Consider the following 26,785-nt stretch of genomic DNA (forward strand, 5'->3'; position numbering starts at 1 on the left):
TAAGTCTTTAATAAAGGACTTTAAAAGAAGAGAGGAAATATATTCCCAAATAGTAAACTTTATTTTAGTTTTACCGTTTATTAGTGTATAATTAATACGTAATTTTATGAACGATGGTAAGGTACTACGAAGTAAGGTTACTTTATTTTTAGGGAGGTAATTTTAAATGAGAAAAAAATATTTAATTATTATGGTAATTACTTTTATTCTTTGTATTACTGGTTGCAGTAATTCGAGTTCGAATGTTGAAAGTTATCTTAATAGTGGGACACGAATTGATTCAAAGGTGAAAGACATTATGCCAGAGATAGAGGATTTGCCCGAATATGAGAATATCGAATACAAATATACAAATAAGTCCATGTTAATTTTTGAATCTCACTCTGTTGCCCTTATTGTGAGCTATGATGATAATACATTTGAGAGTGAAAAAGAGAAATTAGATGAACAATATACTTTCTTAGATAAAAAAATCAACGCTGGTTATGATGAAAGTAAATATTACATACCTGAATATGAGTTTTCAGTAGAGAGTTATACTTTTAGAGTTGTAGATGAAAATGGTACTCCTAATACGATATTTCCTAAATTCTTTGGAATGATTGGAATATCTGAAGAGAAAAAAAGTATAGCCTATTTGTATTTTTATGATGAAGATTTAGATTATATAGGAGAAGAAAATGAAAAAAATCCTATGGCTAATTTTGTTAAGGAACATTTTAAATATAAATTTTAGCTATACATTCTCTCTTAGTTTTTATTTAAATGTAGGTGTTCTTGAGAATAAAGAAGGTATGATTGGTACAAATATAAAATTAAAAGATGTACTAATATAAAAAGGATACACTGTTGACTTTGAATATTTTAATAGTGGACATGATTATTTATCCTGATGAGAAACTTTGGGTATTAGTATAATATTGATGATAAAACGGTTGTCGTTTATAGAGGATGGTTAATGATGAAAAAAATAATACATATATGTTGTTCTGATAGTTCCATAGAAAGTGTGAAATATGCTATAAAAAAAGACGTAATAGAAGGTGAAAAAGTGATAGGACTTATTGATGATTTATCAAACGGACCTATAGATGATATTACTGATATGAACAGAAGAATTGATTGGTTTAGAAGAATATATATGGAAGAAGGAAATGAAATTTCTGAAATAATCAAGGGTTATTATAAAAAATTTACTAAAGATATAATAAAACTTAAGGATGAAGATATTTATCTATGGTACGGTAATAGTGCAAAGGAAATCTGTGGAATGTTACATATTTTATCAATGCTTGAAGAGAAAATTCAGAACGTATATACCATTAATGTATCAGAAATTACCTATAACACTGGAAAAAGGAGTGAATATACACCACGAGTTGTAGGAGAGGTTATGCCTGAAAAGTTAGTAGAATTTATAGGAACAAGAAAATCCATGGACTTTGAGAGGTACTCTAGTTTAATGGCATTATGGGATAAGATGAAGAGAGAGAATTCCAATCTACGTATTTACGAGGATAATAAAGTTAAAAGTGCTCACGTAGATTACTTTGATAATATGATACTACGTTATACATATAAGAAGTTTATGCATAGTGCAAGAACAATTGGAGAAGTTATAGGTAGGACTGAAAGTTATATTTCTGACACTTTTATTTTTTGGAGAGTAACAGAACTAATAAGAAATGGAAGAATTTCTTATAGAGGGAATTTAGGTCTTATGAGGGAACTGAAAATAAAAAAAGCATAATAGATGATAATTTAACTCGAATAAAAAAGGTCTATCTTAAAATAAATAATTTCAAGATAGACCTATAAATTTTCATTTAATTACTTTATCTTAACATAATCTCCAAAAATATTGATAAAACCATTTTCATCACCAGAAATACTCATTCCCCTTTGAGTAAAGTAAGCGTCATCAAGATGATCATCATCTAATAAATACATTAAATGTACTTCTTTAGTTTCATTTGGTTCAAAATCACAGAAGAAGAAATGACCTCCTGGATAATCTGATTGATCAAAATATATTGGCTCTTTACTGCTCGCAATTTCATTCCCACCTCTAATATCACTAGGAAATGCTATAAGAGCACCATCTGATGCTTTTGTTCTATATTCAATAGTTGGATAAACCCCTATATCTTTTAACTCTTTATCAGAAGAATTTCTCAATGTTAAAGTTACATAAGCAAACTTTCTTCCAGCCGTTTCAGTAACATAATTCATTTTATTATTTTCCCATTTAATAGAGACACTTCTTTCATAATCCTTCAGTGTTCCATCTTCATTTATTGCTTCAAGATATCTACCATAATCCGAGAAATAATTTTGATTCACTTCAGGTAACTTATCCATAATTTCAACTTTATTTAAAGTAAAGGTTAGATCTTTATCTTGCAAACTTTCATAACTTAATTCTTCGCCAAGATTAAACACGTGATCAGCTGGAACCGCAGGAGCTATATATACATCCTGTTTTCCTTTATTAATATCTTCAACCTTTGGATCATAAAGCTCCAAGAATTCATCAGGAATTACTTCGTATTTAATATTTTCTGCTACTTTTTTCAGTTCGTCTAAAGATACAGCACCGCCAACTGTAATAATTTGACCATCTTCCTCATAGATTAAGTCGATGCTATATTTATAAAGCATTCCTTCGCTTGTTGTGATATATGCCTTTACACCTCCAATAGTAGTTTCCTCTACACCACTTATATTATAACTTTCAGCTTGATATATATAATCGTTTTGATACATAAATATCCCCGCTTCTGAACCAGGTTCACCATTAGGGGAATATTTTCCTGGAGCATTTGCAAGAGGTGAATAACCTTCAGGAAGATATCCAGGAGTTATATTAATTAGAGGTATTTCAGTAATTTCAGATTCTGATTGAACATCATAAGTAACCGTTCCTGCTTCTTCATCTCTACTTGGTGTAAATATAATTCCTTTATTTATCCCATAAGCTGTTATGGATAGTGCTAAGGTAGCTGTAATAGCTGCAATAAGCACTATAGTCTTTTTCCTTGTCATTCCTTTACCTTTTCTATTAGGCATAGGAATAGGATCTATACCATTTACCTTTTTAATCATTTTCATCTTCTCACTTTCATATTTTTTTGAAAAATTATGTGGTTCTGTAAACTTATCTAGTTCTTCCATAGCATCTTCTTCACCTATAAGATATTCCATTCTATCAATATCAATTTTATTATCCATACAATTCATCTCCCATCATTTCTTTTTCCATCAGCTCTTTTAATAGCTTTCTTCCACGTTCATATCTTTTAGCTGCTGCTTTTTCACTGATATCTAATAATAGTGATATTTCCTTATAACTAAGTTCGTAATAACAACGATACCTAATTATCTCACGGTATTTTGATGGTAAACTAGAAAGTAATTGTACGACGATTTCTCTGTCTTCTACTGTTTTTACATAAGCATTTCCTTGTTGACTTTCACTTATCGCTGGATCGTCCACACCTTTAGCAAATAGTTCAGATTCTTTTCTATTCCTACGATATATATCAATTGCAACATTTTTTATTGTGTATGTTATTAAGCGTTTTGTATCTACACTTTCTACACTATTAATACCTCCAAGGTGTGGAATTAACTTTAGAAATGCGTCTTGAACTGCATCCTCTGCTTGACCTTCGTTATTTAAAATTGAATATGCAATGCCATACATTTTATATTCATAAGCATCATAAAGCTGCTCTAACATGTTATTTTGAAAATTTTCATCTGATGAAGCTTTCACTTAATCACTCCTTATCTTTTAAGAGTACTCTCAACCAATATAACGAATGAAACTTAAATTTGCGACATTTTTATACTTAAATATTTTATTTTGTTTTAATATACATTATTTTACTATAAATGTTATAACAGATATTAAAAATAATTGTGAGCAGATTAGTTAATATAATTTAAAAAAACTTTATTTTTTACATCTTTTACAGTTTCCATAGTAGTAAAGCGATAAAGTGTTTCTTCAAGCGGACCAATAAAACTATTTATAAAGCCCAAAGTTGCAACCCCTGTTCCAATTGAAACTTTACCTTGATCAAATAATACAACAACTGTAATAAAACCAAAAATTTCAACCATTGTTCTTGCAGCCCTATTTATGGATAAAGATATTGATTTAGATTTTCCATAATTATATCAACTAGAACTTACATTGTTTAATTCATCATTATGATTGTTTATTATCTGTTTTGCAGTTCTTGAATTAATTTGACGGAATCCTGTAAAAAGATCATAAATTATATCGGTATACTTTCCTAAATTTTCAACGAAAGTAAATCGTTTCAAGGATGTGGATTTACATGTGTACTTAGGTAAAATTGCTGTAATGATTGATGAAATAAAAACAATAGATGCTATACGCCAGTCAATGTCCAAAAACATAACTAATCCAAAAATAATAACTTTAATTATTTGATTGATGGCACTAATCAAAGGAGTTAAATAATCCTGTTCAATTTGCATCTTACGATGTTTAGGGTTAAGTAAAGAAATATATATTTAAAATATTTTGAAAACTACACATTGAAAATTCTGCACTTTACCAGGTAATAGTTTTAATATTCAGAAATTTATAGTAATATATATTTATCGCAGAATAGTACTCTATTCTACGAAACATGAGATATAATAATCGTCAACGTTATATTTACAAGGATTGTAATATTATGAGAGAACTAATTAAAGGAGAATATTTATGAGTGTAATTTGGGGAAAAATAATAAATAAATTGGGTGAGCCAGTTGAAAATGCAACAATTTGTGTAATGGATAAATTTTTTGAGCCGTTGCATACAACATATACCGATAAAAAAGGTAACTATAAATTAGATGTAGAAAATAAGGAATATCCATATTTATATGCTGTAAAAGATTATGCTGTAAATAATTTAGAATTCTGGTGTCAAGATATAGATTTGAAAGAGAATATAGAAATCAATGCCATTATTGATAAATTGGAGATATATGCTTTAAAGGTATTTAAGATAGATGGTGCATATCCTGCTCTTATGATATATTTTAGACCAATGAGTTTAGCAAATAAGTTACAAGGATTAACAGACTTATTACCTGATATAGATAAATTTGAGATAACAATTAATGATAAAAAATCTGAAGTATATGTAGTAAATCAAGTTGAAGAATTTGTAGGGAATGGACAAAAAGTAAAAAGTTATTTATTGCATATATCAATTCCAGAAGAAGGTTTAAAAGAATTTAATAACTATCTTTCCATACAAATAATTGATAAGGATGGAAACTTAGGACAAGCATCAACTTATTTTATATTGAGTAAATAGTTACCATTTACAGTTATAATAATATTCTTACTGTAAAAAGCTGAGATTAAGTCTCAGCTTTTATTTTTATAACGATATTATAATAATTTCTATTTTTGGATATATGATACTTTACTAGATATAAGTTAAAGTATAGGGGATCTTTGGATTTATTTACTAAAATACTAAATCTTTATTTGTACATACAAGTAAAATAAAGATTTTCAATTAAGTAGTAATAATAGTAATCTTAAATTATTTCAATGGGTTAATAGTTATGCAACAATTTATTTTCATATAATTGTATAATTAACCTAAATACTTTATCATTCAATATAACTATCATTATGTTGAATGATAAAGTATTTTATAAACTGTATATCAAAAACGCTATAAACTGCATTAAAATTTAAAATAATACTAATATTAACAATAATATGAAGATTTTAAATTATATAAATATAAAAAATTACACGGGAATTAAAATTTATATGAAAACTAAAAATAACATAAACATTTCTTTTTTTAGTTAAATTAAGAATTGAATAAATATTGACTTGTATCATTAAATTAAAAGTAATATAAATACAACATATTTTGGTGAATGTATTTTTGGAGGTATTATACATTGGTATTTTCTAAAATATTTAAAATTTCAATATGATCTAATAAGTTTAAGTATTAAATATATTATACTTACACTAATATATACTTTTAACTTTTATAAAAATCACATTTAAATTTTTTTCTACATAGTATATAAGAGTATATTATATAGGAGTGATTTAATGTATAATATAAAACCTAAAACTTACGATTTGAAATCAATTAATGGAATTTCTATGAGACAGTTAGATGAACACTACAAATTATATGTAGGTTATGTAAATAAGCTAAATGAAATCTGGAATACTCCCTATATACCTAGTAATTTTACTGGAAGTAATACAACATATTCAAAAATGCGTAGCTTGAAACTTGGTGAGACATATGCTCTAGATGGTGTAAAACTTCATCAGCTTTATTTCGAAAATATGACTGGGGGTAATAATACTCCTTATGGTTCAGTGCTTGACGCTATAATAGATGAATTTTCTTCTTTTGAGAATTTTATATCCTATCTTACAGATGTAGGATTATCTATGAGGGGGTGGGCAGTCCTTACAATTGATTCCATGGATAACAAGCTCCATATAATAGGAAGCGATTTACATGACACTGGAGCTGTATGGCTTTCTCATCCAATATTAGTTATGGACCTTTATGAGCATGCATACTTTATGGACTTTGGAACTGATAAAGCAAAATATATATCTACATTTATTAAGAATATAAATTGGAAGGTTTTAAATGACAGGTTTTAAAAATATATTTCCTTAATCTATGATATGAATATAAAATCATAATATTAAATCTCTATGATATTATGATTTTAGTTTATTAAAACTCTTCTTTTTTAGTATAATTAATTAGAAAATATATAAAAGTTAAATATATTATAATATTGAATGAATACTTGTTTAAATAATTTTCTTTATTAAAAAAATAAAATAAAACTATTAATATTGATATAATACAATATGTAATGTTAAATATTTTTATTAGTTTTAATTTTATTATTGGTAAAAATACACTAATATTCTTAAATTTTATTATGTTAAATATAATCATTGGTAATATTAAAATTATAATCAATGATATACCTACATGCTTTGCTTTAATATAGATATTATTATTACTTATAGATATTATGAATATACAAACTAAGTATAGAAATGAAAGCACAATAACATTTTTTTGAATATTACTGTATAATGTTAAGTTTTTATTATCCATTTTATTCATAAATATAATATTTAAAAACAAAATAGGTAGAATGAGATACATTAATCCATCTATTATAAAAATAATAATCCCCCCTTTAGAAATATTTTTTACGATACTAGTATAATTTAAAATATATTTTCCTCTTTAATTGTATAATATTAATATAAAATTGTAAAATATATTACTTATTATATATTATGTTTGTATATCTAAATTATGGGTCTATAAGATAACATTTCATTTATAGTAGTAATATATAATAATAATGTAAAAAGGGTGGGGTTAAATTGTACATTAAACAATTATCAGAAAGCGAAGAAAAAGCACTAAATCAAAGATTTGAAAAGATAAAAGAATTGCAAGAAAAAGGCATATGCTTCGGATGTTATAACTTTAATACAGGAGATATATTCACTGACGAAGGTTTGATTTTTTACGAAGATGATAAGGTAAGGTGCCAATTTGAAAAGTATCCAAGAGCAACTGGGCATACAATTATTGTATCAAAGGAACATTATGAAGATATTTCTGAAATGCCTCTTGAATTAGGAACATATATATTAAAAATATCAGATGCAATAATTAAACTTCATAAAGAAATTATTGGTGCAGAAAAAGTATATATGTGTACAATATGTGACGGTAAAAGGAACCACTTGCATTTTCAACTTTTCCCTCGATTAAAAGGAGAGCCGAGGGGGTATGGAAATTTTGTCAGAGAAGAAGGAATTATTATGGATTACCATGAAACAGTAGAACTTTATAAGTGTAAAATGAAAGAATTTATACTATAGGTCATGAAGTACAAGAAGTTTATTTGTAAAATGCAACTGTAGTACTTCATATTTTAGACGAATATATTAATATAGCTTCTAATATTTCAACCTAATGAGAAAAGACTTGCTATTTTTGTACTAAAAAGCAAGTCTTTTCTAATGTTATTTATTAAATTTACACATTTAATGGGAAGTCGTTAGTTTATTAATTAGCCCCTTTTTTTGTTATTATTTTCTTTTGGTCATAAAGCATCCTGAAATAACTGCTAGAGTACCTAAAACATAAAGGCTAAGGGAGCCTGCACCACCTGTTTTTGGAAGTACATTTATTGGGGATTTAGGTTTATTTCCCTGCACATTAGTAGGTACTGATGTATCTTTTGAAGCACCAGGCTTTTCTCCACCTGAATTGTCAGGCTTTGTAGGGTCAGGATCTTCAGGCTTTATAGGTTCTTCTATAATTATTTTAGTATTATCCACTGATAGTACCTTAGTTTCTTCAGGGTTTATATTGAATTTTATCTCTTCAGTACTTAATTTATATCCTATTGGAGCTTGTTTCTCTACCATGATATACTCACCAGGTAGTAAATTTAATTTTGATACTCCATCTTTGTCTGTGGTTACCTCTGTTACTAGTTTTCCGTCTTTATCTTTAATAATAAATATGGCTCCCTCTAATAATATATTTTTATTTTGAGCATCCACTTTATTAATTATTAGTGTACCCTCTTTTATCTTGTTTTCAAATACTATGTTTAACTTAGAAGTCTCACCTAGAACTACAGAGAACTTCTTAACCTCTTTGGATAACTCATAATTTTCCGGTGCCTTGATTTCCTCTAAAGTATATTCTCCTGGAATCAACTGGGTTATAGCCTTTCCTTCTTTATCGGTAGTTAACTTTGTTACAACATTTCCATTAGAATCCTTTATATTAAATTCTGCTCCTTGTAGAACTTTAGAATTATCATATTTATCCACTTTAGTGATTTCTACTCCCCCTTTAATCACTGAATTTTCTACTATAATTTCCTTTGTAGCAGTTTGACCCTTTTCAATAATGAAAGGAATTTCTTTTTGCGATAACTCATATCCTAAAGGTGCTTTTGTTTCTACTAAAGTGTAGCTGCCTGGTACTAGTGTTGCACTGGCAGAACCCTCTTCTCCAGTCTTTATGGTAGTAACTACATTTCCTGCTGCATCTTTAATATTAAATTCTGCCCCTGGTAATAACTTTGATGAATCTAAATCATCAACTTTCTTCACCATAACCTTTCCTGTGTCCAGTTTATTTTTCACAGTAAGGGTAATGGAAGTTTTTTCTCCTGCTGTAATTTCAAAAGGTATTATATCTTCTGATAATATATATCCTTCGGGGGCTTTGGTTTCTTGTAGGGTATACTTTCCAGGTAATAAAGTTGAACTTGCAGCCCCATTATCTGAGGACACTAGAGTATCTACTACTTTACCCTCTGAATTTTTAATTTGGAACTCGGCATCCTTTAGCCTTTTATTATTGTCATCCATATCCACTTTAATAACTGTTACTTCACCTTTCTCCAGCTTGTTTTTAGCTTGGATCTTTATAGGTTCTGATACATCAGAAGTAACTTCAAAAGCAATAGGAGTCTTATCTAAAACATACCCTGCCGGTGCTTTAGTTTCTACTAAAGTATAATTTCCTGGTATTAAACTAGCTTTACCAATGCCATCTTCTCCAGTGATTATATTTTTCACTAGGCTATTGTTCTTATCCATTATTTGAAAATGAGCATCTTTTAGTTTTATACCTGCATCTTCACTATCTACCTTTTCTATGATAACTTCACCTTGAATTAATTCATTAGTAAATTCTAAAAGGATACTTTGTCCATCTGTCTCTATTTTAAAGTCTTTTTCTTCATTTAAAATTTTGTATCCTTGTGGGGCTTCTACTTCTACTATTTTATATTCTCCGTAGGGTAGATTATCATAGACAGCAAGTCCATCTTCTCCAGTAGTAAGCTCTGCTACTTTGTCTCCAGCTAAGTTTTTAATTTCAAATTTTGCTCCTTGCAAAGCTTTATTTTTATCTTGGCTGTCTACTTTCTTTATGGAAACTGAGCCATTTATTAATTTATTGCTTTTGGTTATCTCTATTAATTTCTGTTCTCCAGTGACTACAACCTCTTGTTCCTCTTGAGATAAAGCATATCCTGTAGGCGCTTTAACCTCCTTTAATATATAGGTTCCTACCTTAAGATTTTGAAACTGAGCAATACCATTTACATCTGTTACTTCATTATAAGTGGTATTATCCCCTTTATTCATCAGTTGGAACTCTGCTCCTGGAAGAACTTTTGAAGGATTGTCCTCATCAACTTTTTTAACTCCTATTTGAGAAAATTCAGGGTCATTGTTTACATTAGGTAGCTGAAGAACTATCCCTTCACTGCTTTTATCTATAGTAAAAGGAATCTTAGAGTCATCTAATACATAATCATCCGGGGCCTTAACTTCTTGCAAGCTGTAGTTCCCTTCAGAAGAAAGTTCAATGATACCTTCACCCTTTTCATCTGTTACTATATTGTTTAATATTTCATTACCTTTATTATCTAAAACCTTAAATACTGCTCCTGGAAGACCTTGTCCTGTAATAGAATCTGTCTTTTTAAATCTTACATCATACGTCTTTCTCGTAACAGTGGTATTTGCCCCTACAGTATTATTAACCGTTTCACCAGGTTTAACATCTGAAAAATCAGTAATTATTTTTACTTCTTTTCTCATTCCTGCAGGTATTGCTCCATTACTATTCTTTATAGAAACAGTATGAGTATCCTGGTCATAAGTTACTGCAAATTCCTCAGTAGAAATAGCATCCACAAACTTAATTCTTTTATCCAATTTATCTGTTAAGTTAATCGAATCCTTTGAAAATACATTATCATTCTCAAATCTTAAAGTATATATTACGGTTTGATCTTCACTTTTATTACTTATAATTGATTTATCCACAGTTTTATAACCATTTATTGCCCCTGAATAATTGTAAGGTTTTAAATAGAAATCTTGCATTTCAATTTTTTTCTCGCCATTTTCCTCATATTCAATTTTTGCAGAATTAGAGATTTTAAGGTCGCTTCTTAATACTTTAACCTTATAAAAAACCCTATATTGATCTTTAATATCCCCAAAATTAATTTGAAGATAATTCTTATTAGTTACTATAGGAAATGTATTTTCAGGCACATCTGTATAGCTTCCGCCATTTATAATTTTTATTTTTACAGAATTTTCTATAAGCTCCGTTTCATAAGGTAAAAAATCCTTAACTACAACATTATTTAGCTTTCCTAATTTAGGGTTAACTTCTAGATAAAACTCTAGTTCACTGCATCCTGGATACATAATACCACTACTTGCTGAATCTTGAACATAATTTTCTGATTGCCTAGGAGTAAATTTAACTATAGATCTGATTTCTTTTCCAGCAACCCCTGTGCTCAAAGGTAAAATAGCTATGTTACGCTGAGTTTCTACTTCTCCATACTTCACCTTAACAGTGGCATCCTTAGTTTTAGTTGTATCATTTACGGCGATGGCACCTAAACCTATATAACCAGCTAAAGCAGTGGATGCATTAGCACCAAAAGTAAGAGTTAATTTATTACCCGTTTTTACCATGCTTTTAAAATGCTGTTTACTATATACTGGAGTAACATTTGTTAAACTTTCTGGAATTTCAATTACTAAGGTGTCTCCTTCTTTAATTTGGTTATGATTTAACACCTCATATTTAATATTAAAATCCACGAATCTTCCAGATTGAACTTCTGTTTCAGAAGTCTTTATGGTTATGTTTAACGGTAAACTATCAGCTGAAACTACTTGTGGAGTAAATATGCTCAGAAAATTAGCAATAAAATAAAACACAAAAGTTACAACACTGACAATTTTCTTTTTACTATCTTTCAATAAAAATCCCTCATTTCATTATTTTTTAGAATTAAATACTTGTTAAAGATTTATCTTAGGCATCTGAAAATAAATAATAAGTCAAAGATGTGAAGTATATTTTGAGTTAGACAAGGAAACAGGTTCNNGCACTATCTAAGGGTTCTGTTGCTTATGTAATAAAAAAGTCCACTTCGTGGATTATGATTAAGTTATCCACAAATTTGAAATTTTATAATTTCCTATAGAATAAAAAAAACCGACTAAATATATTTAAAATACATTTAGCCGGTTGCACCACTAACTCCATACGCACCAGGTACCCAAATAAAGTACGTATCTCATCGCTCTAAAGAAAATCTTTATTATATAATATCAATTAGTAGATTATCATTTTTCTTGTATAATTTCAACAGTTTTTTCATAAAATATAAATATAAATTTAATATTATTAAATTTATATTCAGAAATCATTTTCATTATGCAAAAAAGATATAATAAATCAAAATTTGCCCTTAAGTTTTAATTATTAATAAGGTGGATTTATTTCTTATAAATATATTGTAAATTGATATTCAAATTATAAATATTATAATTTACAATTTGAATATACCATTTTATTACATATATGTAAAGCATTATTCGAAATAATATGATTTTAATAAGTATATAAATTAAATATTACTAATAAAAGCAATAAGATTGAAACTTTATCGCAGGGCAGAAAATACGTAAAACTAGAAAAGAATTGAGAATTAATCAAAAATAATTACTGGAAAGAAAATAACTCCTGAACTTATTAGCATAATTGAAAATGATAAATATACTCTTACATCTGCAGTTGCACAGATAATTACAGATAATATAAATAGAATATGTAAAGAAAAGAATATAGAAGAAATAAACTCTTTTTAAAATCGAATTATTGAAATGATATCATTAGATATTATAAACCTGACATAACTGCAATATTTAAGCTTATGACTTTTTATAATAATATTGATGATAATGAAAGTTTAAATAGTTTACTAGAATTTATATTAGACTCTAAAAAATATTAAATATATAGTGAAAAACTTAAAATAAATATTTAGATATACTTAATATGAATATTAATTAAAAGTCCTATTGGCGATATACCAATAGGACCTTTAGTTCCGTAAATTATATAATATAATTTGTTAAATTTAAAAGGCTTTATCCGAAGTTCACAGGCATAGTTCTAACATAAGGTATTTTATGCATTATACTCTTAGTTCATTGTCTATATAAACGCTTAATATATCTATCTTATCATCACATCCATATATGAAAATATAACATATTTTTACATTACGGTAAAGCTTTTATTTTACATTTTTACATATGATGATATAATGTTAGTAAATATTACAAATTAAAGATTACCAAGGGGAGTAATAAGATGGAAATTTTATCATCGGGGCAGAAAATAAGGAAAATTAGAAAAGAACTAAAGATTAATCAAAAAGAAATTACTGGAGGAGAAATAACCCGTGAACTTATTAGCATAATTGAAAATGATAAATCTACTCTTACACCTGCAGTTGCACAGATAGTTACTGATAACATAAATAGAATATGTAAGGAAAAAAATATAGATTTCAGTTTAAATACTGAATACTTGTTAGAGGATATTGACTCTCAAATAAATAAAATTGCAAGTAAATATATAGATTTTTTATCTATAAATGAAGATGATATTTCAAAAGACTTTTCTAAAACTATTGAAAAAATAGAATCATTTTTAATAAAGTACGATGTTCGTGAAAAAAAGATGATTATATATGAAAAGCTAGGAGATATATTTAGAAGGCAAAAGAAATATAACGAAAGTTATATATATTATGTAAAAGCCTTTGAAAATCATAATGGATTATTTAATGGTATTAGATTATCTAGTATACTTCAAAAGTTAGGATGTATATGTATATATCTACGAAAAGACAAAGAGGCCCTAGATTTTAACAATCTAGCTCTTATGTATAATTATAATATACCTGAAGACTTAAGATTTAAAGTGCTTCACAACAACGCATTAGCCTATATGAATCTTAAAGAATATGATAGGGCTTTACTTGAAATTAAACATATTGAGAATACTTTTAAAAATCTAACAAAACAATATACTTTTTCATCTAATGTCTTAAAAGTAAACTGCCTTAGATATAAAAAGTTTTATAATGATGCGTTTAAACTAAGTGAGTATATGTTAAGCACTTTGGATAATAATGATACAGAAAATATTATCTTAATTACTGTAAATATCCTTGATATTTATACAGCAATTAAAGATATAAAAAATGTAAGGATATATATAGATAAACTAATTTATCTCCTAAATAATTATGATAAAGTTAAAGAAAGTTGCTATGCCTCTACTGCTTATAATCAACTAGGTATTTCTACTAACTTAATTAATAACGTAGAACTTTCTATTGAATATTATAAAAAATCTATAGAGGCCGCTAGATGCCAAAGAAATGAAAGAGTACTATTAGATTCATTAGATGAACTTCTAGATATACTTATAAAAGAGAAAAATATAGAAGAAATAAACTCTTTTAAAAACCAAATTATTGAAATGATATTATTAGATATAATTGAACCTGATATAACTCCAATATTTAAGCTTATGACCTTTTATAATAATATTGGTGATAACGAAAGTTTAAATAGTTTATTGCAGGCTATATTAGATTCTAAAAACGATTTAGATATACTTAATATGAAATATTAACTAAAAGTACTATTGGCTGTATTGCTAATAGTACTTTTAGTTTCACAAATTATATAGGACTATAATTTATTAAGCGCATACTATTTTGTTGTATTAAAAAGTAACTAATTTAATTCACAAATTTAGGTTATCATTACATTTATACTTGTAAATATTTTTTTTTACTTTTTATTTAGGCTCACATTCACCTGGACCTCTTAGTGGTTCTATAACTATTATACTAGTATTATTCTTATGATCATCTTTGATGCCAGTGTTTATACCTAGATTATGTGCACCTAGGCCCAATGCCATGCATATAACTAATGATAAAGATATTATTGTTTTTTTCATTTTGTATCTCCTCCATACATAATAATATAAATATAATGTAAATATAGCATATTATTACATACATGTAAAGCTTTTATTTTACATTTTTTATTTTCAGTGATATAATCTTAATAAATACATAAATCAAATATTACCAAAGGGAGTAATAAGATGGAAATTATATCACCAGGGCAAAAAATAAGAAAAATTAGAAAAGAATTAAAGATTAATCAAAAAGAAATTACTGGAGGAGAAATAGCTCGTGAACTTATTAGCATGATTGAAAATGATAAGTCTACTCTCACACCTGCAGTTGCACATATAATTACAGACAATATAAATAGAATATGCAAAGAAAAAAATATAGATTTCAGTGTAGATACTGAATATTTACTAGAGGATATAGACTCTCAAACAGATAAAATTGCAAATAAATATATAAATTTTTTATCTATTAATGAAGATAATATTTCAAAAGACTTTTCTAAGGATATTGAAGAAATAGAATTATTTTTAATAAAGTATGATGTTCCTAAAAAAAAGATGATTATATATGAAAAGATAGGAGATATATTTAAAAAACAAAGAGAATATAATAAAAGCTACATATGTTATATAAAAGCATTTGAAAATCATAATGGATTATTTAATGATAGTAGATTATTTAGTATACTTCAAAAATTAGGATGTATATGTATATATCTAGGGAAAGACAAAGAGGCTCTAGATTTTAATAATCTAGCTCTTATTTATAATAATGCTATAACAGAAGATTTAAGATTTAACGTACTTTTCAACAATACATTAGCCTATATGCATCTTGAAGAATATGATAAGGCTTTACTTGAAATTGAACATGTTGAGAATACTTTTAAAACACTTATTAAAGAAGATATATTTGAAATCAATGTATTAAAAGCACATTGTCTTAGATATAAAAAGTTTTATAATGATGCATTAAAAACAAATGAATTTATGTTAAGTACCTTGGATAATAATGATACAGAAAATATTATCTTGGTTACTGCAAATATACTTGATATTTATACAGTATTAAAAGATATAAAGAATATAAAAATTTATATAGATAAAGTAGTTTATCTGATGAATAATTATGCTGAAGTAAAAGAAAGCTATTATTCTCCTAATACTTATAATCAACTAGGATTTTCTGCTAACTTAATTAATGAAATGGAACTTTCCATTGACTATTATAAAAAATCCATAGAGGCTGCTAGATACAAAAGAAATAAAAGATCACTATTAATGTCATTAGATCAACTTCTAGATATACTTATAAAAGAGAAAAATATAGAAGAAATAAACTCTTTTAAAAATCAAATTATTGAAATGATATCATTAGATATCGTTAAACCTGGCATACCTCCAATATTTAAGCTTATGGTTTTTTATAATGATGTTGGTGATAATGAAAGTTTAAATAGCTTATTACAGTTTATATTAGATTCTAAAAAAGATTAAATATTTAGATAAACTTAATATGGAATATTAACTAAAAGTCCTATCGGATATATTTCCAATAGGACTTTTAGTTTCATAATATATAGGATTATAATTTATTAAGCAGCATACTATTTTATGTTGTATTAAAAAGTAACTAATTTAATTAATAAGTTTATGTTATCATTACTCTTATGCCTGTAAATATAATTTCTTACTTTTTATTTAGGCTCAGTTTCTCCAGGATATCCCCTCATTCCTAAAATTGATAGAACATCATTTTTAAGTGATAAGATTATACTAATATCACTCTTGTGATTATCTTTCATATCATTGATTATACCTAGATTATATATGCCTAAATTCAGAACCATGCATGTAGCTAATGATAAAGATATTATTGTTTTTTTCATTTTATATCTCCTCCGTATATAATAATATAAATATAGTGTAAATATAGCATATTTTTACATGCATGTAAAGCTTTTGTTTTACAGTTTTTATTTTCAATGGTATAATCTTAATAAATATAAAATCAAATATTACCAAGGAGAGTAATAGGATGGAAATTTTATCATCAGGTCAAAAAATACGAAAAATTAGAAAAGAATTAAAGATTAATCAAAAAGAAATTACTGCAGGGAAAATAGCCCGTGAACTTATTAGCATGATTGAAAATGATAAATCCACTCTTACACCAGCAGTTGCACAGATAATTACAGATAACATAAATAGAATATGCAAAGAAAAAAATATAGATTTCAGTTTAAGTGCTGAATATTTACTAGAAGATGTAGATGTTCAAACAGATAAAATTGCAAGTAAATATATAGATTTTTTATCTATTAATGAAGATAATATTTCAAAAGACTTTTCCAAGGATATTGAAGAAATAGAATTATTTTTAATAAAGTATGATGTTCCTAAAAAAAAGATGATTATATATGAAAAGATAGGTGATATATTTAAAAAGCAGAGGAAATACAATAAAAGTTATATATATTATATAAAAGCATTTGAAAATCATAATGGATTATTTAATGATATTAGATTATTTAGTATACTTCAAAAGTTAGGTGGTATATGTATATATCTAGGCAAAGACAAAGAGGCTCTAGATTTTAATAATTTAGCTCTTATGTATAATACTTCTATAACAGAAGAATTAAGATATAATGTACTTCACAACAACACATTAGCCTATATGCATCTCGAAGAATATAATAAAGCTTTACTTGAAATTGAATATATTGAGAATACTTTTAAAACACTTACTAAAGAAGATATATTTGAAATTAATGTATTAAAATCAAATTGTTTTAGGTATAAAAAGTTTTATAGTGATGCATTAAAAACAAATGAATTAATGTTAAGTACCTTGGATAATGATGATACAGAAAATATTATATTAATTACTGCTAATATCCTTGATATTTATACAGTATTAAAAGATATAAAAAATGTAAGAATATATATAGATAAAGTAATTTATCTGATGAATAATTATGCTGAAGTTAAAGAAAGTTTCTACTCCCCTAATGCTTATAATCAACTAGGATCTTCTGCTAACTTAATTAATAACATAGAGCTTTCTATTGAGTATTATACAAAATCCATAGAGGCTGCTAGATACAAAAGAAATAATAAAGTACTATTAATATCATTAGGTGAACTTCTAGATATACTTATAAAAGAGAAAAATATAGAAGAAATAAACTCTCTTAAAAATCAAATTATTGAAATGATATCATTAGATATTATTAAATCTGGCATATCTCCAATATTTAAGCTTATGGTTTTTTACAATGACATTGGCGATAATGAAAGTTTAAATAGCTTACTACAGTTTATATTAGATTCTAAAAAAGATTAAATTAACGCTCAGACGTTTCGAATAACTAAATCAAAGATTTAGACTCTTACTTATTCAAATGGCATTGGCTAACAATAATATTAAAGTGCATTTTCAATATTTTATATAAAATTAGTAATATATTTTGCGAAAGTCCTATTTTTTTATCTCTATTCTACTTTTTTAATTATTTATAAAGTTTTAAAGCCTCTTAGGGTAGTTTATAAGCTATCCTAGGAGGCTTTTATAAGTGTAAAAATTACGCTAGTATTTAGTTCTTATTTAAGTATATTGATTTTTTTACCTTCTTTACGCCACTTACTAAATTCAGCTGTTGCTGTGAAAAGTGCATCTGTAGATGAGTTAAGTGCAGTTTCGGCAGAATCTTGTATGACACCTACGATGAACCCTACACCAACTACCTGCATAGCAATGTCAGCTGGAATTCCGAATAGGCTACATGCTAGAGGAATAAGTAATAGTGAACCACCAGCCACTCCAGAAGCACCGCAAGCACTTACCGCAGAAAGCAGACTAAGGATTATTGCTGTACCAATATCCACTTGAATACCGAGAGTATGAACAGCTGCAAGGGTCAAAACAGAAATAGTAATAGCCGCTCCCCCCATGTTGATGGTAGCCCCTAATGGAATTGATACTGAATAAGTATCTTTATCTAAACCTAGCTCTTCACATAAACTCATATTTACAGGAATGTTAGCAGCTGAACTACGTGTAAAGAATGCTGTAATGCCACTTTCTTTTAAGCATTTAAATACAAGTGGGTATGGATTTTGACGAATATATACGTACACCATAATTGGATTCACAACAAGAGCTACAAAGAACATACAGCCAATCAAAAGTAAAATTAATTTTCCATAGCTAAGTAGTGAAGCTATACCACTTGTGATAATAGTATCTATTACAAGGCCCATGATTCCTAATGGTGCAAAGTTTATAACCCATACAACCACTTGAGATAATGCATCAGAAACGTTAGAAATCATTAATTTTGTAGAATCAGCGGCATTTTTTAAAGCAAGGCCAAGAATTACTGCCCAAGCTAATATACCAATGTAGTTTGCATTAAAAAGTGCTTTTACTGGATTATCAACTAGGTTTAATAGTAATGCCTTAAGAACCTCAACTACACCACCAGGAGGTGTAACATTTTCAACACCAGCTGCAAGGGTTAGGCTTACCGGGAACAAAAAGCTTGCAACAACGGCTGTAAGTGCCGCTAAGAATGTTCCTAAAAGATAAAGTAGAATAACGGTTTTCATATTGGTTTCTTGACCACTTTTGTGTTGGGAAATGGCTCCTATTACCAAGAATAATACTAGAACAGGTGCAATGGCTTTTAAAGCACCTACAAATAAAGAGCCTAAAATTGCTATTGGTTTTGCTACATCAGGAATGGCTACAGCCAATATAATACCGATGATTAAACCTATAATTATTCGTTTTACTAAACTTAATTGATTCCATTTCTTCATCAAATTCTTCATCATATTTTCCTCCTATAACATAAGATAAAAACTAAATAAGGTGAAGTGGTTTTAAATTTGTTGCTAAAGAACCTCTAGGTAAAAACAAGTTTATCATAAATCTTCAATAATGTGAAGTAGAACTGTGCTGAATTTTCAATTAATTAGTGGATATCCTTACATATATCTCCTACAAAATAAATAGTTTGAAAATACATTTTTTTTAAAAGTATCATTTAAAAGAAGTGTTTCTTTGATTTAACTATTAATGTAATTACATTTAAAATCCTAACAAAGTCACCTTTATTACAGCATTTACTTATTATCCAAGCAATATTAAAATATATAATTACACATTTCAATACTGTTTTAGGATAGTACTTCTTCAATTCTTCATTTAAAATAAGAATTTATTTAATATAAATAACTTAGTGAAATTTGCAATTTTAAAATAGAGATTACTTCCTTGTAAGATATGGACTTTTATGTATCTCATAATTTAAGTTGGCTTAATTCTAATGTTATCAGTTAAAAATAGCATATAAATTAAAGTATCTCCAGAATACCATTTACAATTATGACAATCACTTAATTGACTGATATTTATTCAATTTATGGTAAGTACTTCTTATTTTGTTCTATTTTTTATAACCTCATTTTAAAAAATATATGAAACCCTGTTTTTATTTTTCATATATATTAAGGTTAAAATATGCTTTTATATAAACAGTTTTCTTTACTTCAGAGTGGGTTTTTACTTCCACTAAAGCTTACTAACAGACTTCTTAGTATCAGTATTTTTGATACTAAGAAGTCGTTGTCCTTTAGGGAAAATCGTTATCCAGGGTCGTACCCGCTCTAATACTCCCACTTTGAGAAGATGGGAGTATTAGAGCGGGTAGTCATCGTATAAAAGTGCTTATGTTTCATTTTTCACTTTAAAAGGTAAGGAAAGATAAGAGAAAAGACCATTTTATGCAAATGGCTCTTGAAGAAGAATTCTTTAGTTAAGCTGTGAAATACACCTAGGGGGCTATGGAACATTTTAAAATGTTTCATAGATAAAGTTTTAAAATGTTAACATTTTAAAATTTTAAATAAATAATATCTATTTACCTAATATAAAAATAAGAGTATTACTAATTACACTCCAAAGTAATTTAATATTTCATTAGCAATTGTGGTAGCAAAGTCATCTTGTCTGCTTCTTAACAAATCAGCATCACTAGAGTTGGTTATAAAGGCAGTTTCAACAAGTATTGCAGGCATATTTGTTAATCTTAATACTGCGAAATCTTCTTCTTTATGCCCCCTATTAGAGATTCCAAATTTATTAGCTATAGCTTCTGATATATTCCTTGATAATTCTTTATTTTTATCATCAGTGTTAGGATAAGTATAACACTCTGTTCCAAGAGCTGATGAAACTGCTGCATTAGTATGAATAGATACGAATAGTGTTGAACCCCAGCTATTAGCCTGCTCTGCTCTTCCTTCTAAACTTACGTATGCGTCAGATGTTCTAGAATACGCAACAGATATACCATTTTGTGTTAATATATTACCTACTTTTTTTGATATAGATAAAACAACATCTTTCTCATTAAGTCCATTACCTACAGCACCTGGATCACTACCACCATGGCCTGGATCAATGAATACTTTTTTAATACCGCCTACTGGTGGTAATGTTGTTCCACCTCCATAACTTACACCATCAGAATCATCAAATTCGCCTTCAAAAACTCTAATTTCAATTCTATTTACATTGGAACCGCTTCCAGGCAGTCCTGCATCTGATCCTGAAGTATCTAAAGTTCCTGGTAAGTTATATTTAGATTTTATATTGTTCATTATTGTTGGATTTGCATTACTAACCCATGGTAGCCAATTTCCATTGTTATAAGTTCTATACATAACAACATAATCACTGTCTAAAAAATTACCACTAATATCACTTACTTTTATCTGTAATGCCTCCATTGCTAAATTTGGAAGTCCAGCATAGTCACCTTCTAAACTTGTAACATATGGTAGCCATCCTTTTTCCTTTGTATATGTTCTATAATGCAACATATAAGGCTTACTAGATGAAGTTTTTAATTCTATACCATCTATTCTACTTTCAGATACACCTCCAACCAGTCTACTCCATGTATTTCCTACTAAATATTTCATTGAGCTTAGTTGTACTTCAACCATAATTAAAATCCTTCTTTCTTTTTAACCTACTTTTTCTAATTCTAAACACTCTTTCAAGTTTATAATTGCTAATTTGTGTATTTTACCTACTGCTTGTCTACTGATACAAAGTTCAGTTGCTATTTCTTAATCAGTACATTTATTATAGTATTTATTCAATAACACATATTTTTGTTGTTTATTTATAATTCTATTAAGTTCAAGTTCATCTAGAAATATTTTATGTTCAACTTCAATATAGTCATTTATTATAACAAGTACATTATCATTCATTTCACAATCACTTATTAATTTGTTTTATCAATTGATTTGCATATACACTTGTCCCTACTACTAGTACCCCTTGTATTAAAGCATTAATATTGCATCCCATAAGCCACATGGATAAACCTATGCCTAAAGGTAATAAGATTACAGGTATATATTTATCTTGTACCTTTTCAGTACCTTTCAAAATCATACCCAATACATAAATTACTGGTATAAGTATTAGAGCATTTTCTGTAATGTAGTTAATAAAATCCATTGTTCATCACCCCTTTCATTTAAAAATATTGCTCTGGATCACATAAAAAAAGAATCCTATGAGGCTTGTCGACATAAGTCCTATTAACCAGTTTATACTCTTTATTTGTGCTTCAAGTTTTTCACACAGATTATCCATTTTAACATCTGTAGCAGCTCTTCCTCTTTCAAGTTCATCTATACGTTTGCTGTGGTCATTTAGCCTAGTATCATGCACTCCTAATTTATGTTCTATCAGTTCATAATTCATGGTACACCTTCCATATCTAAAAATTAGAAGCACTTAATTTGCATTAAGTGCTTCTAATTTCTCTATTCTTTCCTGTTGCTCTTGTACTATCTTCCAAAGTATACTACACATACTATATTGGTTAATCCCATCACTATTATAAGGATTTAATACGTTTCGCGCTTCTTCTGTAAGTTCTTCTAGAATAAATCCTAGCTTGACATCTGCTTCTATACTATTCCCATTTTCATCTATACCAGTAGACATTTTATTTACAGTTTCTACTTCTGTTTTTAGATTATATTTTTTAATCCTACTATTTTTAAGTATATCCAAGAAGTTTATATCATTAGGTTCTTGGATATTAGTTTTAAATTTTATACTAGAAGCAGCAATAAATTCACTAGCCGCCATGCTACAATAACCATCATCCCCTGTATAACGTGCTTGCACTTGTGGAATTGATCCGTGCAAGAGTTTAAGCATTGTTGCATTGTTGTAAATCATTGCATGTCCATCATAACCATAATTAATAGATACATATCTAGTACCACCATTGCTATTACCATTAAATAATCTAAATGCACCAGCACTATCTACTGAGATATAAGTAATTGGATTATACTGCATACGAATAGCACTATCAGAGCCATCTATTCTGCAATTATCTCCAAATAATTTTATTTGGTAATCGTTAGGTTGTAATCTTCCTGTAAAAGTTATATCACCATTAGTATCTCCATATAATACTGTAGCACCAGCTTTATTTTTTATAGTTAATGCTCCATTATATATTGTAAATCCATTCTTATCCAACTTAGTTGAAACTGTATTAATAGACTTACCATCGCCTAACGCAGTATTAACAGAACTTATAATAGCATCAGGAGTTATTTTTTGTTCTGCGGTTTTAATTCTAGCATCTATTGAAGTCTCATTTATGATATGAGTTCTTCCATTAGCAGTTTCTTTATAACCTCCACTAACTTCGCTATTGAATAAATCAATCCAAGTTACTCCATCACTAGATACTTGCAATTTATGCTTGTATATTCTTCCATCAGAATAGTAATGCCATATCTTTAACATATCTATATCACTTCTTATTGAGCCTAAATCAAGTTGTACATACTGCCAATTCCCAGAAGCACAACTAACATATTTATCTGCCTTAGTATCATCATCTGTCAAATAGGCTGGATTGCTTAAAACTACACTTCCTGTTGGTACTAACCCTTTTGCTATGTTAGTATCGCCAGCCATCACCTTTAGCTCGACCCAATGGTTACTTGTATTTGCAGTAGAACCATTTAACCAATCCCTTATATACCTAAAAGCTACAACTTTCCTTTGAGTGGTTTGCTCTACGGAAGTTACTTTGCTACTAATTTTATCTAGATTAATAGCTATTTCTGCATTTTTATCAGACACAGTTTTTATAGATGCATCTACATCTTCTGGAGCTGGTGTCCAGTCTGTGGCTTTGTTTCCTTTTTCTATTTTTAAATTTCTTATAAAAAAGTATGCCCACTGTATATTTTCAAAATCAACAAAATTATAAACATCACTACTATAATTTGTAACATTGACTGTTACTGATACTTTAGACCAAGTATTATCACTTGTAGTAGTAACTGTTGCGGTACCTAAATCACATATTTGCACTTTAAGCTTAATAGGGGTATTCTGAGATCCTCTAAACTCGAATGACACTGTCCAATAGCCATTAGATGTTATAACATTATTAAACCTTAATATACCATTGTTACTAGAATTACCTACAAAATATAATCCATTAGGGCATTCATTGTGTGGTCTAGTATAGGTTTGATTATTAACAGCTGAAATATTTGTTGTTGATTTATAATAATTCCTTCCACCAACACTAATATTATCTATAGCACCATTAACAGTATTAGTTACATCATCTTTGCTAACCTTTAAAGATATGCTCTCTTTGAGTTGTTTAATGCTAGTTTCTTGTGCAGTAACCGTAGAATTAAGTCCGGTTATACTCTTAGCATGAGCAGTAACAGTTGCTGTAGTACCATCTAATGTCTTTTTCACTTCATTAGTTTTAGTTTCTACCTCAGTTATTTGTCCCGATAAAGCATCTATAGTACTTGTATGACGTCCTATGGTCTTATTAATAGAATCCACTGTGGCTACAGTAGAATTATACTCATCCTTAAGTTGTAATGTCTTACCACCTTTAATTATTGTAGTATTACTTATTATAGCCTTAATTTCTCCTTGCTGAATATTTAAAGCAGTTGTATTACTCTCTGTAGCCTCTTTGATTGTAGATACTGCACTTGCTAGGCTTGTGGAATAATCAAATTCAACTGTAGGTGATATTAAACTTCTGTCTGTTATAAAATAGCCATCTTTAAATTGCTTCATGTATTGATCCACTTTTATAGGAGTTTCTACAGGTATTACAAGTTGATAATAAACTGTAGTAGGATTGTTTTTTAACCATGTTTTAAATCCTGGAACATCTTGTGTTGTTAGTTTGGATTTTAATATACTAATATAAACTCTTGAAGCATTAGAAACTATTCTTATACCTTCAGCATCCACATCGACATTTACTATATTTATTCCAGTACTAAATTTATCACATATTATATTATATATATCTGTATAAACAAGTTCAGGGGATACATCAATGGCAAATATAACAGTGTTTGCTTTAGTTGCTGCTAATACAACATCTTGCTCACCATTTAAAATAATTTTATTAGCATTTTTTATTACAATTTTTTTATTTAAATCTAATATATCTCTTGTTCCATTTGGTAAACTTCTTAAAGGCTCTTTTAATGGAACTAAATTATCTTGACCTCTGTATGCTTCATATTTAGTTGCAGTTTCACCTTGTTCAAGTTGAATTTGTGCATCTTTTATCTCGGTTATTGTACCGTAAGGCATACCTATTCTAATATAGTCACAATCTATGTCTATTAACTTTTTGTCTTCACCTGATATTAAAGGCATGTAACCTGAAATATAAGTTTTATTAAATTTATACTTATATAACCATATGGCAGGAACTTTATTTGCACCTGATCTGCTTATAGACATTTTTGTACCTTTATTAACTTTTATAAAGTCGGTAATATATCTGCTTTTATTATTTTCAAAATCTCCTGTAGCAGAATTTAACCATCCATTAATTAAAGTATCAGGGTTTATCAAGTTTTTACCGCATGTTACAAATGTTAAACCTTTGTCGTAATTTACATCTTTAATAATTTCAGGAACTACAGTTTGCATTAAACTTTCATTAAAAGATGTATCTCCATCATATTGAGTTATTACCGCATAATAACAATTTGTAGGAGTGTCAAATGCTATACGTGGAACTGGATTTGCCGCCGTTCTTGAAATATATTTCTTATCTAAATCATAAAATGCTATAAAAGTTCTATATTTTTCATTTAAGTTTGCTACATATTTCTTATCTGGTTGTAATCTTATATAGTCTGAATATGCACTAAAATAAGATAACTCTATAGGTTTTAGTTGACCATTATTTGAATCTACTTGTCCTCTATTCCATTTATTAAATAGGTTTACTTTAGTTTCAGATACACTTCTAATCCCTTGGAAGTATGGAGGTATTTCTTTATTTGTCCAATCTCCTTCTAAAACCATTAAATCTGAACATTCATATGTCCCAGTGCCTATAAAGGGAACTATATATATCACATTTGTAGAAACAACATTATCATAAGTCGTTAAAACTCCCATACCATCTTTTATAGTTACATAATCTGAACTAGGATTTAAAGCACTCCCATCCATTAATCTAACTTGATATGCTCCTGTACCTTTACCAAATATTAAAGTATATTTAGTCTTAGGTTTTAATCCCAATCCATCAATAAATCCCCAATGTATATATTTCCACGATGTCAAATCTTCAGTTACAGTGTATTTTATATATCCAGGATTCGAATTGATTGTAACTTTATTATTATTAACTGCATCTTTAAGAAATACAGGAGTTCTTAATGGTAACATGTTTTGTTCTGTTTTACCGTATGCTTTATTAACTCTTAACATTCCATCTATAGCACCAT

General features: G+C 28.0%; 21 protein-coding genes and 1 riboswitch. Of the genes, 8 read left to right on the forward strand and 13 right to left on the reverse strand.

All coding sequences use genetic code 11. The features are described from left to right. The first annotated feature begins 166 nt into the window (after positions 1 to 166). Both B3W71_RS15935 and B3W71_RS15940 read left to right on the forward strand, forming a co-directional pair. Positions 167 to 736 carry a hypothetical protein gene (locus tag B3W71_RS15935; RefSeq protein WP_346889928.1) on the forward strand — a complete coding sequence of 190 codons (570 nt, stop codon included), beginning with the start codon at positions 167 to 169 and terminating at the stop codon, positions 734 to 736. Positions 737 to 961: 225 nt separating this feature from the next. Continuing rightward, positions 962 to 1,750 carry a DUF1835 domain-containing protein gene (locus B3W71_RS15940; RefSeq protein WP_346889929.1) on the forward strand — a complete coding sequence of 263 codons (789 nt, stop codon included), beginning with the start codon at positions 962 to 964 and terminating at the stop codon, positions 1,748 to 1,750. A gap of 80 nt (positions 1,751 to 1,830) precedes the next feature. Here B3W71_RS15940 and B3W71_RS15945 read toward each other — a convergent pair whose 3' ends face one another. From B3W71_RS15945 to B3W71_RS15960, 4 genes are all read right to left on the reverse strand, one after another. Beyond that, on the reverse strand, positions 1,831 to 3,231 hold the full coding sequence (locus tag B3W71_RS15945; RefSeq protein ID WP_346889930.1) for a DUF4367 domain-containing protein: 1,401 nt from the start codon (positions 3,229 to 3,231) through the stop codon (positions 1,831 to 1,833). Continuing rightward, positions 3,224 to 3,778: a sigma-70 family RNA polymerase sigma factor gene (locus B3W71_RS15950; RefSeq protein WP_346889931.1), complete on the reverse strand. Its 555-nt coding sequence runs from the start codon at positions 3,776 to 3,778 to the stop codon at positions 3,224 to 3,226. Before B3W71_RS15950 ends, B3W71_RS15945 begins: the two co-directional genes overlap by 8 nt. A 155-nt stretch (positions 3,779 to 3,933) precedes the next feature. Then, positions 3,934 to 4,128, reverse strand: a complete 195-nt coding sequence (locus tag B3W71_RS15955; protein ID WP_346889932.1) for a hypothetical protein — start codon at positions 4,126 to 4,128, stop codon at positions 3,934 to 3,936. Between the two features lie 57 nt (positions 4,129 to 4,185). Continuing rightward, positions 4,186 to 4,482, reverse strand: coding sequence for a hypothetical protein (locus tag B3W71_RS15960; RefSeq protein ID WP_346889933.1), 297 nt, complete (start codon positions 4,480 to 4,482; stop codon positions 4,186 to 4,188). Between the two features lie 262 nt (positions 4,483 to 4,744). On the opposite strand from B3W71_RS15960, the gene B3W71_RS15965 reads away from it, so the two are divergent. From B3W71_RS15965 to B3W71_RS15975, 3 genes are all read left to right on the forward strand, one after another. Then, positions 4,745 to 5,347 carry a carboxypeptidase-like regulatory domain-containing protein gene (locus tag B3W71_RS15965; protein WP_346889934.1) on the forward strand — a complete coding sequence of 201 codons (603 nt, stop codon included), beginning with the start codon at positions 4,745 to 4,747 and terminating at the stop codon, positions 5,345 to 5,347. Between the two features lie 767 nt (positions 5,348 to 6,114). Continuing rightward, positions 6,115 to 6,690, forward strand: coding sequence for a superoxide dismutase (locus tag B3W71_RS15970; protein ID WP_346889935.1), 576 nt, complete (start codon positions 6,115 to 6,117; stop codon positions 6,688 to 6,690). A gap of 750 nt (positions 6,691 to 7,440) precedes the next feature. Further along, positions 7,441 to 7,947 (forward strand): HIT family protein, encoded by a 507-nt coding sequence (locus B3W71_RS15975; RefSeq protein WP_346889936.1) that lies wholly within the window; start codon positions 7,441 to 7,443, stop codon positions 7,945 to 7,947. Between the two features lie 210 nt (positions 7,948 to 8,157). Here the strand turns inward: B3W71_RS15975 and B3W71_RS15980 are convergent, their stop codons facing one another. Continuing rightward, positions 8,158 to 11,889, reverse strand: a complete 3,732-nt coding sequence (locus B3W71_RS15980; RefSeq protein ID WP_346889937.1) for a SpaA isopeptide-forming pilin-related protein — start codon at positions 11,887 to 11,889, stop codon at positions 8,158 to 8,160. Between the two features lie 256 nt (positions 11,890 to 12,145). After that, a riboswitch (cyclic di-GMP riboswitch) is annotated at positions 12,146 to 12,228 on the reverse strand. Positions 12,229 to 13,291: 1,063 nt separating this feature from the next. Between B3W71_RS15980 and B3W71_RS15985 the strand changes: the two genes are divergently transcribed. After that, on the forward strand, positions 13,292 to 14,626 hold the full coding sequence (locus B3W71_RS15985; RefSeq protein ID WP_346889938.1) for a hypothetical protein: 1,335 nt from the start codon (positions 13,292 to 13,294) through the stop codon (positions 14,624 to 14,626). A 168-nt stretch (positions 14,627 to 14,794) separates the two neighbouring features. Here B3W71_RS15985 and B3W71_RS15990 read toward each other — a convergent pair whose 3' ends face one another. Then, positions 14,795 to 14,959, reverse strand: a complete 165-nt coding sequence (locus B3W71_RS15990) for a hypothetical protein (RefSeq protein ID WP_346889939.1) — start codon at positions 14,957 to 14,959, stop codon at positions 14,795 to 14,797. A gap of 150 nt (positions 14,960 to 15,109) precedes the next feature. Between B3W71_RS15990 and B3W71_RS15995 the strand changes: the two genes are divergently transcribed. Next, positions 15,110 to 16,420: a transcriptional regulator gene (locus tag B3W71_RS15995; RefSeq protein WP_346889940.1), complete on the forward strand. Its 1,311-nt coding sequence runs from the start codon at positions 15,110 to 15,112 to the stop codon at positions 16,418 to 16,420. A 200-nt stretch (positions 16,421 to 16,620) separates the two neighbouring features. Here the strand turns inward: B3W71_RS15995 and B3W71_RS16000 are convergent, their stop codons facing one another. After that, on the reverse strand, positions 16,621 to 16,812 hold the full coding sequence (locus tag B3W71_RS16000; protein ID WP_346889941.1) for a hypothetical protein: 192 nt from the start codon (positions 16,810 to 16,812) through the stop codon (positions 16,621 to 16,623). A gap of 149 nt (positions 16,813 to 16,961) precedes the next feature. Between B3W71_RS16000 and B3W71_RS16005 the strand changes: the two genes are divergently transcribed. Next, positions 16,962 to 18,272, forward strand: coding sequence for a helix-turn-helix domain-containing protein (locus tag B3W71_RS16005; protein WP_346889942.1), 1,311 nt, complete (start codon positions 16,962 to 16,964; stop codon positions 18,270 to 18,272). Positions 18,273 to 18,529: 257 nt separating this feature from the next. On the opposite strand, the gene sstT is transcribed toward B3W71_RS16005, so the two are convergent. The 6 genes from sstT to B3W71_RS16035 all read right to left on the reverse strand — a co-directional run bounded on the left by sstT (position 18,530) and on the right by B3W71_RS16035 (position 26,768). Next, positions 18,530 to 19,762: a serine/threonine transporter SstT gene (sstT, locus tag B3W71_RS16010; RefSeq protein WP_346889952.1), complete on the reverse strand. Its 1,233-nt coding sequence runs from the start codon at positions 19,760 to 19,762 to the stop codon at positions 18,530 to 18,532. Between the two features lie 1,122 nt (positions 19,763 to 20,884). Next, a complete protein-coding gene (locus B3W71_RS16015; RefSeq protein ID WP_346889943.1) occupies positions 20,885 to 21,943 on the reverse strand; it encodes an N-acetylmuramoyl-L-alanine amidase in 1,059 nt (352 codons plus the stop codon). Between the two features lie 126 nt (positions 21,944 to 22,069). Beyond that, positions 22,070 to 22,216 (reverse strand): hypothetical protein, encoded by a 147-nt coding sequence (locus tag B3W71_RS16020; RefSeq protein ID WP_346889944.1) that lies wholly within the window; start codon positions 22,214 to 22,216, stop codon positions 22,070 to 22,072. A 7-nt stretch (positions 22,217 to 22,223) separates the two neighbouring features. After that, positions 22,224 to 22,469 (reverse strand): phage holin family protein, encoded by a 246-nt coding sequence (locus B3W71_RS16025; protein ID WP_346889945.1) that lies wholly within the window; start codon positions 22,467 to 22,469, stop codon positions 22,224 to 22,226. A 15-nt stretch (positions 22,470 to 22,484) separates the two neighbouring features. Continuing rightward, complete coding sequence (locus B3W71_RS16030) at positions 22,485 to 22,718, reverse strand: hemolysin XhlA family protein (protein ID WP_346889946.1); 234 nt, start codon at positions 22,716 to 22,718, stop codon at positions 22,485 to 22,487. A gap of 33 nt (positions 22,719 to 22,751) precedes the next feature. Further along, on the reverse strand, positions 22,752 to 26,768 hold the full coding sequence (locus B3W71_RS16035; protein ID WP_346889947.1) for a hypothetical protein: 4,017 nt from the start codon (positions 26,766 to 26,768) through the stop codon (positions 22,752 to 22,754). Positions 26,769 to 26,785 lie beyond the last annotated feature (17 nt).

This window comes from Clostridium sp. UBA1056 (genome assembly GCA_002316385.1).
Lineage (GTDB): Bacteria > Bacillota > Clostridia > Clostridiales > Clostridiaceae > Clostridium_J.